Raw genomic sequence first — 14,417 nt, 5'->3', positions numbered from 1 at the left:
CGGATTCGATTCGTTTAAAAGTATTTTAAAATTATTTTGACCATTCGTTTAACTCTGTCTGAATAAGGCGGATATAGTAACTTTAAGTTACCAAATTGACGCTTCACCACCCCGCGGGCATTTGAAAATTCCTGAAAACCATAAAACCCGTTCGATTTTCCGATTCCACTCTGATTGATTCCGCCCACCGGCAATTCAGCATGGGCAAAGTGAATCATCGTGTCATTGAAAACAGTATTCCCGGCCGTCGTTCGGTTCAGCCAGAACTGGCGGTTCGATTCTCTGCCGCTAAAAATATACAAAGCGAGCGGTTTGGGTTGGCCACCCAGAAAACGAACCACTTCTTCGCGGGTATCGTATGGAATAACCGGCAAAAGAGGGCCGAAAATTTCTTCCTGCATCACGGCCATTTTTACCGTTACATTTTCGAGCAGCGTAGGCGCCATAAACCGCTCACCGGCGTCCGTTTGTCCACCAATCGACACGGTGGCGCCTTTCTGTACGGCATCGTCCAACAGGAATTTAAGCCGCTGAAAATGCCGGTCATTGATGATTCGGGCATAACTTTCCGAAGCCTGAATCCCCTTCCCCTCCGCATCGTACATGCTTCGAATCGCTTCACGAATCTCCCGGATCAACCGGTCTTTTTCCGACCGCTGAACCAGAATGAAATCCGGAGCTACGCAGGTCTGTCCGTTGTTGATCCATTTTCCCCACGCAATCTGCCGGGCTGCGGTCCGGATGTCGGCGGTTTCGTCAATAATGCCGGGGGATTTACCGCCCAGTTCCAGGGTCACCGACGCCAGGTTTCGGGCCGCTGCCGTCATCACCGTTTTCCCCACTTCCGTACTGCCCGTAAAGAAAATATGGTCGAATGGTAATTCCAATAAGTATTGAGCCAACGTAGCATCGCCCTCCAAAACCGCCACTTCTTCCGACGGAAATAGTTCCTCCACCAGCCTGCGAAGGAAGGCAGCAGCTCCGGGGGAATGCTCCGACGGTTTGATAATTGCCGTATTCCCGGCGGCTATCGCCGAAATGAGTGGTTTCAGGGTCAGATAAATAGGGTAATTCCAGGGTGAAATGATGAGTGTCACCCCTTTGGGTTCATAGTGTATAAAGCTGGTCGTTCCCAACATACCCGGCGGAGTGGGAACCGGCTGGGGTTTCATCCATCTTTTCAGATGACGGATGGCCACATTCAGTTCGTTGACTGTGCCATACACCTCGGTCAAATCGGTTTCGGTCGCTGGTTTTCGGAAATCGACATAGAGTGCCTTTGCCAAAACCGCCCGGTTGGCCAGCAGATATGCTTGTATTTTTTTCAGTTTGGCCACCCGATCCCCGGCCGATGATTCTTTCAAAAAAACCGTCTGTCGGCGTTGGGCATCGAACAAATCCCGGAGCTGTGTCCTATTTTCGCGATTAAATGGCGGCACAATCATTGCATGATTACGTTTTCATGAAAAAACAGGTAATAATACAGAAATACTAATATTTTTGTCAAAACACTGTCCGATGAGTATTGTCAGCAACAACATTAAATACCTTCGCCGGCTCAATGGGTTGACTCAGGAACAGTTTGCCCGGCGGATTGGCATCAAACGATCGCTGTTGGGGGCTTACGAAGAAGCCCGGGCCAACCCTAATCTGGACAATCTGATGTCGATTGCCCGTGCGTTCAGCACCACGGTCGACAATCTGTTGAAGAGTGACCTGCGGAAAATCCGTGAAACCCCCGATCTGGCATTGCCGCTCGACCGGTCACCGTCAGGGGCCCAGCCCTCCACCGGTTTTCCGGCTTCGCCCCTGCCGAAAGAGATTGCCGAAACTGAGAATACCGCGTCTGCTCCCCAGGCGTTGTCGTCGGTTCTTGAAAAATACTACCAGCAACCGGCCGCCAAGCCGCCGGTAAATTTTCCGAAACCGGTCGATCATTACCCGCCTGCCCAGCCACAAATCAAGCTGGTATCGCAACGGATTGTTCCCCGGCCGGTTTCGCGTCGCGAAGGATTCTCACCTTTTTCTTTGTCTGGCAATCTGCCTTCACCACAACCTTTGTCTTTTAACAATAGTTACGATACTACGCGAACAGTAACCAGTTCGGCCCCCGAACACCGCAGTTCGGCCGAAACGTATTCAACCAGTACAATTGCTTACGTTCGAAAGCGTCAGTTCAGCGATTATATGCAGCGGTACCAGCAACCTGATTTTTTGAATCGGTTGGCGATTTTACAATTACCTTTGCTCCCGCCCGACACCTATCGGGCGTTTGAAGCGGGGGAAGAGTTTGCTTTTCCGGGCGCGGTGCTGATTGGCAAATACATCCGGAACTGGTATGATATTGCCGACAGCAAGCTGCATGTCCTGCTGATTCAGAACCAGGGGATTCTGTGCCGCCGGGTTTTTAATCAAGTCAAACTGAAAGGGACGTTGCTGCTGTCTTCCGATCAACCCTCGATCAACAGCCGGGAAGTTTCCATCCGCGAAGTGCTCGAAGTATGGGAAATTTCTGCTTTTATCAGTCAGCAAATGCCCGAAGCCAGCCCGTCTCTGGATGGCATTCGAACCCTCGTTGAAGACCTGCAGTATGAGCTGGATCGCATTCAGAAAAAATAACATTTTAGGCATCGTCCGAATGTAAAGTGTCTTACTAAAGTATATTGACAACGTTACCGACTTACTAGTGTGAACATTTTATTACTCAACAAGCCAACGACGAAAACACCTATTTTAATCCATATTTTAAATTGGATATCGGGTTTGGTAAGCGTCGGTGCTATTGTTTTTTTTGTCTATTACGTCGCCATCTATTCCGTCAATTTCCCATTCCAGGATGATAACACCTTTCTTCAGTTAATTACTGAAATCAGAAAAGGATTAAGCTGGCCAGAAACGATTTCTACTTTTTTCCGGGCGGATAACGACCACCGTATTTTCGTACCCCGGTTTGTTTCCTACATCGATTATCTGATTAACGGCTATTTGAACTTCCGAAGTTATATTTTTATTGCTGCAATTAATTTAATTTTTGTGGCGGGTTATATTTATGGATTATTTCGGCAGCTAAAACTTCCTCTGGCGTATTTCCTTCCCATTCCATTATTGATTTTTCAGCCGCAATACCATGAAGTTACGATCTGGGCCTTGACCGGATTGCAGCACATCACCCTGCTCCTCCTCCTGTGCGCCTGCCTGACTCTGCTCCAGGTGCCGTCACCAGTTCGGGTCGCGACAGCCGTTTTTCTGGCCCTTTTGGCCACCTACACCCACGGAAATGGCATCCTGGTGTTCGCAACCGGTTTTTTTATTCTGCTGATTAACCGGCATTACGTTGTTTTGTTGCCCTGGATGCTGGCTATGATGATCGCACTGGCTGGTTATCTGGCGGGCTACACGCCCGGCAGTGGGGTCAAAAGAAGCATCAACTGGCCGCTCATTCCGGCGGCTTTTGTAGCAAAGATTGGCGCAATCCTGTCGGCCTGGCCTTCTTTATCCATCGGTGCCCCGATCATCTGGGGAACTTTGATCTGCATTGTTGTCATTCCTTCCCTGCTGATGGCGGTTTTTCGAAGCCTTCGGAAAAATACGACCCAACCGGCGGTTACCCACACGATATTTGCGTTTTTTTGTTTTATATTTTTAACGACGGGATTGATTACAATTTATCGGGCTTCCTCAGATATCGTTCTGGAAAACCGCTTCAAAATTTATGCGGCTTTCAGCTCCGTTTTCTTTTATTTATTTTTACTTATCACGTATCCTAAACTGCGCCGGGGAACTTATGTATTTTTTGTCGTTTTTGCTACCCTTTTTTATTTAAGTTCCTACTTTCTCTACACGCCCGAAGTCGTAAACAAATATACCCGCTACGTTGCCGACACGTATAACTGGCGAAAAAATCAAACGGAATTATGCAATTTCAGTTCCCTCGAAAACAGCATTGAGTTTCTGGTTCCGGCCTATCAGCAGGGCTACTGGCAGGTGCCTGAACGATTCGAGGATTTTGACGAACGGCTGAAGGCTACCATCCGGCAGAATCGTTTCAAACCGCTGGTTTTCCAGACCAGTCACTATCTCCACGAAGAAAACGGCCATCCACAATTGCTGATTGAAACCCCCGAATTTCCGCTCCGCCGTCGGCAGTTGCGCGATGAATTGTTTGTGGTGCTACACGATGAAACCGCCCAGCGTACGTATCTGACCGGAACGCTGCCCAGGATGGCAGGCTGGCGTCGGTTGCTCACCGAGGGGGTTTATTTTGGGAATGGTTTTTCGACTACGGTACCTTTAAAAGCCACCCAACCGGGGCAATACCGGTTGGGATGTTTGCTGAAAGAAGCCGGCGGAAAATCGGAGCTGATCATGACAGAGCAAACCGTGACGCTGTAAACCAGCCACTTACGATTGAATGAGCCGAATCAAAACTTTCCGAAGTTTACTCACCGCCCCTTCATCACCGATGATGGCCGTGCCGGTTTCGTACCATTCCGGCGTTCCCAGGTTCAGATACCGGCCGGGTTTGCGCGGAACATCGAGCAGGGCTTCTTCGCTGTTGTAATCCACGGCAAAGAAAACTTCCATCATGGACTTGAGTTCTTTCCACGGCAGGGTTTTGGATTGGGTTTGGTTCGCGCGCCGGGTTTCCAGGCGCACCTCCCGTCCGGCAAACGATGCGGTCAGGTGTGCTTCCGTCCGGTTTCCCGACTCAATTTCCAGGTAGGTCGCTTCAAACGGTTTTTCCTTCCCCGAAACTTCGTACACGGCCTGAATCAATTCCTGGCTCAAAAACTGCCATTCGGAGCGCTGAGAAGGCGTTCCGGACTGGTTGCCCTGTGCGTACGTTTCAATCGTCACCAAAAAATAATCCTGATTGTCACTTAGTTTTTCTTCATTAAAAGTCTTAAGCTGGGTTTTTCGGGCCAGATCGCTAACGGTTTGCTCCCAAATGGCCGGCAGGTGTCCCGCCCATTGATAGTCATCGTTCATGGAAAAGCCTTCGCCGGTAATTTCTTCCTCGTCCAGTTCTTCCCGGTCGATGTAGGTCATCGTCAGGTTAATCGACAGACGACCTTCGCTGGTCGGATGGAGTTGAAGGGTAAAAAAGTGGGCGTACGGTGGTGGAACGACCTGAGCGGTCTGGTACCGGATTTCGATCATTTTAAAGCGCTGCTCAATCATTTTGCAAGAATAGGGATTAAAGACCGGAGAAAAAAGATGCCCGGCTATGGGTGAGCCCAAACAATCGCTTTTCGGTCGATCTTCCCGGTGGGTGTTTCAGGAAAAACCGGCACCTGTACGGTTTTCCGGGGAACGGCATATGGTCCGATGGAAAGCTGTACGGCTTCCTTGATAGCCGCATGACGGCTTTCCGGCCATTCGGTTCCTTCCAGAAACAACACAACCTGCTGCCCCAACCGCTCGTCCGGCATACCCGCGACGAAAAATCGGGGCGTAACACCCTCCTTCGCCAGTAGTTCGGCAATCACGTCTTCCACCCGCTCCGGCTGAATCTTCACCCCTCCGCTGTTGATGGTCGAGTCGGCACGGCCTAAAAGGCGAAAATGAAAAGAATCAATTAGTTCGACCACATCGTTGGTTTGAATCGTCTCAAAGTCAGACGCTGCGGCTTTAATGAACAGGCAGTTGCGCGCATCGACCCCAATTTCAACGCCTTTCAGTGCCTCAAATACATCTGTTCGATCCGGCCCGTTGATGCGCCGGACGGCAATGTGGGAAACGGTTTCGGTCATGCCGTAGGTGCTAAAAACCGGGGCCGATATGGTTTGCAACCGGTCGGCCAGCGTTCGGTCTACGGCGGCTCCCCCCACCAGAATTGCCTTCATACGGTTCAGAATGGGCAACGAATGAACGGGATGGTCGAGCATTGTGTGCATCTGCAAAGGGACAAAAGCCGCAAAATCAACCGGTTCGGTTCCCGGATCAAGGGTTCGCAACGGATTGGACGACGGTTCGACGACGGTCATCACCAGCCCCAGTTCAAGTCCCCGAACCAGCATCATGACCCCGGCAATGTAGTCCACATGCAGGCAGACCAGCGCGCGATCGCCCGGCACCAGGCCGAACGTGTGGCCCGTCAGAACCGCACTGGACCTCATCTGGCGCCGACTCAGGGTAATCGGTTTCGGTGTTCCGGTCGATCCGGAAGTATGGAGCGTGAACACCGACTGGCCGGAAAGCCATTCCCGGCAAAACGCGATGGCCTTTGCTTCGTATGCCGTTTGGGGTATCGGTAAATTACCGGGTGCTATTCGCATGGGGAGTACGGTATGAATCGTAAAAATAAGCTACTTTTGCCCCGATTTTTGTTCCTGACAAAACTCTGAAGGCCCGCATCGGTTTTCAAGTTTATCGTTTCTGGTTTATCGTTGCCGATCAGGGTACATTTTTCGGAACATTAAACCGTAAACTTAAAACTGACCCACTTTACTATGGCGAACGAAGCGTTTGTAAATCCGATTTCAGTCGATAAAGTTACGGATAAACCCGGATTGCTCGAATATGCCCACTCGGTCGGTGGGGCTTTGATCAAGCCGGAGGATAAGGGAAAAATGAAAGGCCGGGCGGTGACGGCCATGCGTGAACAAACGGATTTGCAACTCTCGCAGTTGTACCGGCAGATGCAGTTGCTGGCCGAACAGGCGACGGCCATCCGCAACCGCGTGGAAGTATCGGAACGGATTTACGGAGCCCAGATGGGTTTCGAACCCATTGTCGGACACACGTATTATTTCTACGAGAAAAAAGACGGTACCGATGTGTTGTCCATGATCGCTCCGAATGAGTGGGGACGCACGTATCCGTTTCGCCGGTGTGTTGCCACGGTTCGCATGATGGCCGACCATACCTGGGACGTCGTTTACCATGACACGGAGTTTACTGAAGAATAAAATAGATGGTTAAATATGGTTGGATGGCTTTGATGGTTAAATGGTTTGATGGTTAAACGGTTTTGATGGCCCTGATGGTTAAACAGCTAATTTATTGTCACTCAAACCTTTAACCATCCAACCATAATTAACCATCCAACCATTTCAACCATAACTAACCATTTAACCATCAAAACCACCAAACTTTAACATTCAATGCAAAGCAAATATCCCTGGGAAACCATTAAAGAATACCGCGAGATTCTGTTCCAGTATTACGAAGGCGTTGCCAAAATCAGCATCAACCGGCCCGAAAAACACAATGCCTTTACGCCGTTGACGGTCAAGGAAATGAGCGAAGCCATGGAACTCGCCCGCCAGGACGAGCGCGTGGGCGTTGTGATTTTGACGGGTGAAGGTGGCAAAGCATTTTGCAGCGGTGGCGATCAGTCCGTCCGGGGCCACGGCGGCTATGTGGGTGAAGACAGCGTTCCGCGCTTGAACGTGCTCGATTTTCAGATGCAGATCCGGCGGATTCCAAAACCGGTGATTGCGATGGTGGCTGGCTGGGCCATCGGCGGTGGCCACGTCCTGCACGTGATTTCCGACCTGACGATTGCGGCCGAAAATGCCCGCTTCGGCCAGACCGGCCCCAAAGTCGGGAGTTTCGACGGCGGTTTTGGTGCGTCGTACCTGGCCCGAATTGTCGGACAGAAAAAGGCCCGCGAAATCTGGTATTTGTGCGACCAGTACGATGCACAGGAAGCCCTGCAAATGGGGCTGGTCAACAAAGTGGTGCCGCTGGAACAACTCGAAGAAACCACCCTGGAATGGTGCCGCAAGATGCTCGAAAAAAGTCCGATTGCCCTGCGGATGCTGAAGGCCTCGTTCAACGCCGAACTGGATGGTCAGGCGGGGATTCAGCAACTGGCGGGTGATGCCACCCTCTTGTATTATCTGTCGGATGAAGCGAAAGAAGGCAAAGATTCGTTTCTTGAGAAACGCAAACCGGATTTCAGTAAATTTCCAAAATTCCCTTAAACCCTGTCCATGATTGATCTTCATATCGAATCTCAGTCGAGCGTTCCGAAATACCGTCAGATCGTCAACGCGGTGATCAATGGCATTGAAATTGGCACCCTGAAACGGGATCAGCAACTGCCGTCGATCAATGAACTGAGTGAAGAATATTACCTGGCCCGCGATACCGTCGAGAAAGCCTATAACTTCCTGAAAAAAGAAGGGGTGATTCAGGCGGTTCAGGGCAAAGGATTTTTTATCCGGCGCGATGGTCCCGGCCAACTGCGGGTTCTGTTTCTGATCAACAAATTCAGCGCTTATAAAAAAATCATTTACTATTCGCTGGTGAATGCATTGGGCCATAACGCCGTTGTTGACCTGCGCATTCACCACCACAGCGCACAGCGGTTTAAAAAACTGCTGGAAGAAAACCTGGGGCAATACCACTATTACGTAGTGATGCCGCATTTTTACGAAGAAACCGAACAGGTGAACGTCGTCAAGTTGCTGGAGCAGATTCCGGCCAACGAACTGATCATTCTGGACCGGGAGATTTCGGAATTACACGGCAACTATTCGGCGATTTACCAGCAGTTTGACCGCGATATTTACGAAGCCCTGGAATCGGGTCTGGATGTGCTGGAAAAGTACAAAAAACTGACGCTGGTTTTCCCGAAAGAAGTCTATTATCCCCGGGAAATCGTACGCGGTTTTCGCAATTTCTGCGTTCACTACCACAAAGAGTTCGAGCTACTCGACACGCTGACGGGACGCGAACTGCAAACCGGTACGGCCTACATTGTGCTGGAAGATGGCGACCTCGTCGAACTGGTTCGGCAGGTTAAACAGCGGGGCCTGAAACTGGGGCAGGACATTGGGGTGCTGGCCTTTAACGAAACGCCCCTGAAGGAAGTGCTGGCCGATGGCATTGCGGTGATCTCGACCGATCACGAAAAAATGGGCGAAACCGCAGCCCGGCTCATTCTGGAAAAACGACACGAAAAAGTAAAAAACCCCTTTCAATTGATTCGGCGGGCGTCTTTGTAAGAGAGGCTCTGCGGACTGTTTTCTTTCAGACGCGCCACCCGAATCCCCGAAAATTGCCGGTTCCACAACACGTAATCGGCCAGCGGTTCTTCCGAAATCATCACTTCACCGTAGTGCGATGACGCATGCAGCAGATGGGCCCTTTTCTCCCCGTTGGGGCCATTTTGCCAGACCACGAAGCCGACATGCTTCATGTCCAGGCCAGGCCGGGAAGCTGTCAGCATGATGATGTCGCCTTCTTTCAGGCTGCTTTCGATCTCTTTAATGCGCTTTTTGGGAATAAACCAGAAGCTCTGCTGGCTGATGGCCGACTCCACCAGCGCAATCTGCTGACGGGTTGGAGGGTCCGAAAGCTGCGGGTATTTCCAGGTACTTTTGGTCATGTACGACACCGGTTTTGACACCTGCATTCCGCCAATTTTTCGCGTCACATCCTGCACAATTCCCTTTTGCTCGTTATCAACCAGCCATTCCGAAAAGTAATGCAGGCGGCTGGCAAAACCGTTGATGGTGCCGTTGCGATACCGTAGTTTGGTCAGGTTTTTGCGAAAAAGCCGGTCGAACTGTACCGAATCCTGCTCGTTGAGCAACTGATGGCGAGCCAGCGAAAGCGCGAGAGTGGTCTCCAGAAAAGTGGTGCAATCGAACGCCCGAAAGTTGACGACCAACTGCTCGGTTTCATTGCCGTCGAGTGTGTGGGCCACATACGGCCGCCCCTGAAACGATTTACTGATCGCGATCACCGTTTCGGCCGGGGAGATCCCGGGCGCAACGGCCACCTGCCGGAGGGGCGAAGTCGGCAGGATTTCCTGGGCAATCGTACGGGTAAAAGGCACTAACGCAAGCAGAACGGTAAACAGTTTCTTCATCAAGTACGGTGGTTAAGAAAACGCAGGAATCAAGACAGCGAACCGGTTTTCCGTGAAAATAGCAAAAATCGGGTTACGACGCCATATCAATCTATATACACGCTCTCGAAATCAAACTAAAAAACCCGGTTCCGTTTTCAAAATACCGTTATTTTGATCTTTGTTAGTTTTTGGATTCGCTTAAAGTCTGACTGATTGAAGGTGTGCAACTCCTGGCAATGATGGGTTTCGGCAATAGCTGTATGGAGACAATCATTGGTGTCAAAGTAGATCATAGATTCACTTCATTCGCTAGATCAGAAAGATTTAGGTCCGGGTCTACTTTCATGTCTTTGAACCGATCCAGCAGAACCAAAGACTTTTTATAAAGTTCTTTTTGATTGACTGGTTTTTCATCTGGCACGTCTTCAACCGTAATACTGACTTCCTTACCTGCAAATTTAGCTTTGATGGTCTCCAAAAAGCCACTATTCAACGAATCCGCCGGTATCCTGTATGTTAACTGCATAACCCGTTGTTTTAAAATTTCACCAATTTAACATTATTCCTCTTTATCCCGTTCGACCCTTCTTGCAAATGAATCAGAAGGGATTTCTTACGAAGTAGACACAGCAACTCCGTTAGCAGGTTTATTTGATTTCCAAAACCAGCACGCTCAACGGCGGCAATTCAATTGGAACACCGGACGTTGCGGCTGATTTCAATTTGGTCTTTGTCCGAAAAATATCGCTGAATGAATACGTTTTGGCTCCGTCCAGCTTCATCGTTTCCCAGGCTTCTGCCGGAATGCGAATGGTCGTTTTGGCGGTTTTCTGTTTATCAAAATTACAGACAATCAGTAGTTTCTGTTTGACCGAGTGCCGCAGGTAACTATACAGCCGGTGGGGGTCGTAGCCGGGGCTTTTGCCCGATCCGTCGCCACGGTCGTTGTTCGCATATTGCAAGTCGTAAAACGCGCCCGTCCGGATGGCGTCGCTGGTGTTGACCAACTGGTTCAACTGCTGGTAAAATTTCCGCAGATTTTTCTGGTCGTCCGTTAGCTTGCCACCATCAAACTTCGCGGGTTTGCCAACGCTGCCGTTGGTCCAGGCCTGAAATTCCGGGACACCCCAGTAATCGAAAATGGTCGTCCGGCCATCTTCTCCCTGAAACCCTTCGGCCTGCGTCGGATTAACGCCCAATTCCTGCCCGAAATAGATCATCAGTGGGCCCGTGTGCAAGGTCGCCGAAAGCGTCATGGCTGGAACCGCCGTCCAGGGGTCACCGGCAAAAAACCGGGAGGCCACGCGCTGTTCATCGTGGTTTTCCAGGAACCGCAGCATGTGATTGGCGTAATCGCCGGATTCCTGCTGCCACACCCGCGTAATATCCTCCGTCGTCCCGTGGCCTTCCATCAACCGCCGAACGGCATCATACAGGCCAACTTTGTCGTAGAGGTAATCGAATTTGCCGGTAAAAATATAATTGCGGTATTGCTGCGGGTTGTAGATTTCGGCGATAAAAATGACATCGGGAAAAGCCGCTTTGACCTGCGAAATGGCCCAGCCCCAGAATTCGACCGGCACCATTTCGGCCATGTCGCACCGAAAACCGTCGACGCCTTTGGCCGCCCAGAACAGCAGAATATCCTTCATTTTCACCCAGGTCGACGGAACCGGATCGAAGTGCGTCTGGCGGTTGTTGAGGTAATCGACGCCGTAGTTCAGCTTGATCGTTTCATACCAGTCATTGAGGTCGGGCTGGGCTTTGAAAACGTCATTGCCTGTCGCTTTGGCTGGTTGCTCAACGTAATTCGCCACCGGTTCTTCCGGCGTAACCACCCCCTGCGGAACCTGAAACGATTGACCGGGTAAATAATAGAAATTGTTTCTTGGATCGAAGGGTTTGCTGGTATCGTCGCCCTCTCCCATGTCCTGCACGCCCGCCGGTTTGGCGTCGGAATGATACTCCCGGGCTACGTGGTTGGGAATAAAATCGATCAGCACTTTCAGGTCGTTGGTGTGCGACCGTTTTAGTAAATCCTCGAATTCCTTCATCCGGTTCGGCACATCGACCGCCAGATCCGGGTTCACATCGTAATAATCTTTGATGGCGTAGGGCGAACCCGCCCGGCCTTTCACCACCTGCGGATTGTCTTTCCGGATGCCGAATGCCGCGTAATCCGTCATCAGTGCGTGTTCGATAATACCGGTATACCAGACGTGCGAAACCCCAAATTTCTTCAGTTCCTGCAAGGCTTTGACGGTAATGTCGTTGAATTTACCGACGCCGTTTTCATCCCGGCTTCCCCAGGGCTTATTGGTCGTATTCTGATTACCGAAAAGACGCGTAAAGATTTGGTAAACAACAAGTTTGTCTGATTTTTCTTCGATGGGCACAGATGTATTCATGTTCGATGGTAAGGGTTCAATGGAATAGGCCGCCAGGGTATGCAGGATACCGGAGACCACCAAACCGCCGGCAAAGGTTCGGCGGTTTATTTTGAAAGAATCTGGAGCGGATGAATTCAACTTCATGTCCAAGATACAAATTTAGCACTCTTTGCCCGACCCGACCGATCGGATTCGGCGTCAAATTTCAAATTTACTGGCAATATGAAAACAAATCCTTTATTTTACCATATTTAAGATTACGTTCCCATCTCTCCGCTAACCGTTATGAACCGTTCGATTACCCTCTTCCTGCTGGTCAGCCAGCTCGTCTTTTGCCAGGCCCGGGCGCAGTCCGCTTCCATCCAGCGCATCGACCCAACCAACTGGTGGGTCGGCCTGAAAAACCCCAACCTCCAGCTCCTGGTTTATGGCCCCAAAGCCGGATCGATGACCTACACGATCAACTACCCCGGCGTCAAACTGGTGAAAACCCATAAAGCAGAAAACCCCGATTTTGTTTTCCTGGATCTGCTTATTTCCGCAACCGCCCAACCAGGTACGTTTCGGATTGTGGGAAAAACCGGCTCCGAAACCGTCAGTCGACCGTATGAGTTAAAGCCCCGGACGAGCGGACCGAAAGGACAGGGGGTTTCGACGGCCGATTTTATTTACCTGATCATGCCCGACCGCTTTGCCAACGGCGACCCGGCCAACGATGCGTTTTCGGATATGCTCGACACCAAAGCCGATCGGTCGGTTCCTCATCTACGGCACGGCGGTGACTTGCAGGGCATCACCAACCACCTGGATTATTTGCAGGAACTGGGCGTCACGGCCCTCTGGATGACGCCGGTTCTGGCCAACGATGAAACCTTGAAACAGGAGGCCCCCGACCGGATGCAGGCGGGATATCACGGTTATCATTTTACGGACCATTACCAGATCGACAAGCGGTTTGGCGGCACGGAGGGCTACCGAAAATTGGGTCAGGCGCTCCACCAGCGCGGCATGAAACTGGTGCAGGATGCGGTGTATAACCACGTGAGCGACGACCACTGGCTTTACAAAAATCAGCCGTTCAAAGACTGGTTCAACCAGTGGCCGACCTACACCGGCAGTTCGCACAAAGAGCAGGCATTGTATGACCCTTATGCTTCGGCTTCGGATCGAAAAATGCTGCTGGACGGCTGGTTCACGCCTTTTCTGCCCGATCTGAACCTGCGAAATTCGTTTTTGTCTACCTATCTGATCCAACATGCAATCTGGTGTACGGAGCTTTTTTCGCTGGATGCGTGGCGCGTCGATACCTATAAATACAACGATCTGAACTTCCTGAACCGCTGTAATCAGGCCCTTCTGACGGAGTATCCCAAACTCCATATTTTTGGAGAAGCCTGGGTGGGGAATCCGGTAGCGCAGGCGTTTTTTGTCAAAAACCGGATCGATCAGCCGTTCAAATCCAACCAGCCCGGCGGTCTGGATTTTGTGCTGTATGATGCGGTCAATGCGGCCCTGAAAGAAAATTTTGGCTGGGATTCGGGCGTCAACCGGGTTTATCAGGCGTTGGCGACGGATGCGGTTTATGCCGATCCGCAAAAGCTGGTTACATTTCTGGACAACCACGATACCGACCGCTACCTGTCGGTGATTGGCGACGATTATGCGAAATACAAAATGGGCGTTACCTGGCTCCTGACGACGCGCGGCATCCCGTCCTGGTATTACGGAACGGAAGTGCTGATGAAGAACACCAAAAACCCGTCGGATGCGGAAGTGCGCCGGGATTTTCCGGGCGGTTTTCCCGGTGATCCGGCAAATAAGTTTACCGATGCCGGGCGAAACGAAAAGGAGAAAGACGCGTTCAATTTTGTAAAAAAACTGGCGAATTACCGGAAAAACACGCCGGTTTTGCACACCGGAAAACTCATGCAGTTTATTCCCCAAAACGGCATCTACGTCTATTTTCGCTATGATGCGGCCAAAACCGTGCTGGTAGCGACCAATTCGACGGAGCAGGAAATCAGTCTGGAAACCGGTCGGTTTGCCGAACGCATGGCGGGTTTTACCAAAGCCCGAAACGTGCTGACCGACGAAACGATCAACAGCCTGGCCACCCTGAAGTTACCGGCCAAAACCGTGGTGGTGCTGGAACTGGCTCCTTGAAACCGGCTTTGATGAAATCGCACGGATCGTAACACATAAGTTCTTTTTTATCGCTT

At 50.8% G+C, this 14,417-nt stretch carries 12 protein-coding genes; 6 read left to right on the top strand and 6 right to left on the bottom strand.

Going from position 1 to position 14,417, the window contains the following annotated elements; genetic code table 11:
* Positions 1 to 14: 14 nt before the first annotated feature.
* Positions 15 to 1,445 (bottom strand): aldehyde dehydrogenase family protein, encoded by a 1,431-nt coding sequence (locus ACO064_RS29805; protein ID WP_421830815.1) that lies wholly within the window; start codon positions 1,443 to 1,445, stop codon positions 15 to 17.
* Positions 1,446 to 1,518: 73 nt separating this feature from the next.
* Here ACO064_RS29805 and ACO064_RS29800 point away from each other — a divergent pair, with 73 nt between their 5' ends.
* Positions 1,519 to 2,619 (top strand): helix-turn-helix domain-containing protein, encoded by a 1,101-nt coding sequence (locus ACO064_RS29800; protein ID WP_421830814.1) that lies wholly within the window; start codon positions 1,519 to 1,521, stop codon positions 2,617 to 2,619.
* A gap of 486 nt (positions 2,620 to 3,105) precedes the next feature.
* Complete coding sequence (locus ACO064_RS29795; protein WP_421830813.1) at positions 3,106 to 4,392, top strand: hypothetical protein; 1,287 nt, start codon at positions 3,106 to 3,108, stop codon at positions 4,390 to 4,392.
* A gap of 9 nt (positions 4,393 to 4,401) precedes the next feature.
* On the opposite strand, the gene ACO064_RS29790 is transcribed toward ACO064_RS29795, so the two are convergent.
* Positions 4,402 to 5,181 carry a hypothetical protein gene (locus tag ACO064_RS29790; RefSeq protein ID WP_421830812.1) on the bottom strand — a complete coding sequence of 260 codons (780 nt, stop codon included), beginning with the start codon at positions 5,179 to 5,181 and terminating at the stop codon, positions 4,402 to 4,404.
* Between the two features lie 44 nt (positions 5,182 to 5,225).
* Entirely contained in the window at positions 5,226 to 6,278 is a 1,053-nt protein-coding gene (locus ACO064_RS29785; protein WP_421830811.1) for an AMP-binding protein, read from the bottom strand.
* A gap of 174 nt (positions 6,279 to 6,452) precedes the next feature.
* On the opposite strand from ACO064_RS29785, the gene ACO064_RS29780 reads away from it, so the two are divergent.
* From ACO064_RS29780 to ACO064_RS29770, 3 genes are all read left to right on the top strand, one after another.
* Entirely contained in the window at positions 6,453 to 6,911 is a 459-nt protein-coding gene (locus ACO064_RS29780; RefSeq protein ID WP_421830810.1) for a DUF2452 domain-containing protein, read from the top strand.
* Positions 6,912 to 7,106: 195 nt separating this feature from the next.
* Positions 7,107 to 7,931 (top strand): 1,4-dihydroxy-2-naphthoyl-CoA synthase, encoded by an 825-nt coding sequence (gene menB / locus ACO064_RS29775; protein WP_138991947.1) that lies wholly within the window; start codon positions 7,107 to 7,109, stop codon positions 7,929 to 7,931.
* Positions 7,932 to 7,940: 9 nt separating this feature from the next.
* On the top strand, positions 7,941 to 8,957 hold the full coding sequence (locus tag ACO064_RS29770; RefSeq protein ID WP_114409311.1) for a GntR family transcriptional regulator: 1,017 nt from the start codon (positions 7,941 to 7,943) through the stop codon (positions 8,955 to 8,957).
* Here the strand turns inward: ACO064_RS29770 and ACO064_RS29765 are convergent.
* The 3 genes from ACO064_RS29765 to ACO064_RS29755 form a co-directional block, all read right to left on the bottom strand.
* Complete coding sequence (locus ACO064_RS29765) at positions 8,930 to 9,826, bottom strand: N-acetylmuramoyl-L-alanine amidase-like domain-containing protein (protein WP_421830809.1); 897 nt, start codon at positions 9,824 to 9,826, stop codon at positions 8,930 to 8,932. The two genes, ACO064_RS29770 and ACO064_RS29765, sit on opposite strands and share 28 nt — an antisense overlap.
* A gap of 271 nt (positions 9,827 to 10,097) precedes the next feature.
* The gene (locus tag ACO064_RS29760; RefSeq protein ID WP_421830808.1) at positions 10,098 to 10,334 is read right to left on the bottom strand and encodes a hypothetical protein; all 237 of its coding nucleotides are present in this window, start codon (positions 10,332 to 10,334) and stop codon (positions 10,098 to 10,100) included.
* A gap of 121 nt (positions 10,335 to 10,455) precedes the next feature.
* Complete coding sequence (locus ACO064_RS29755; RefSeq protein WP_421830807.1) at positions 10,456 to 12,216, bottom strand: alpha-amylase family protein; 1,761 nt, start codon at positions 12,214 to 12,216, stop codon at positions 10,456 to 10,458.
* A 267-nt stretch (positions 12,217 to 12,483) separates the two neighbouring features.
* Between ACO064_RS29755 and ACO064_RS29750 the strand changes: the two genes are divergently transcribed.
* The gene (locus ACO064_RS29750; RefSeq protein ID WP_421830806.1) at positions 12,484 to 14,361 is read left to right on the top strand and encodes a glycoside hydrolase family 13 protein; all 1,878 of its coding nucleotides are present in this window, start codon (positions 12,484 to 12,486) and stop codon (positions 14,359 to 14,361) included.
* Positions 14,362 to 14,417: the final 56 nt, after the last annotated feature.

The organism is Larkinella sp., assembly GCF_965227735.1.
Lineage (GTDB): Bacteria > Bacteroidota > Bacteroidia > Cytophagales > Spirosomataceae > Larkinella.
This window is presented reverse-complemented; position numbering and strand designations above follow the sequence as displayed.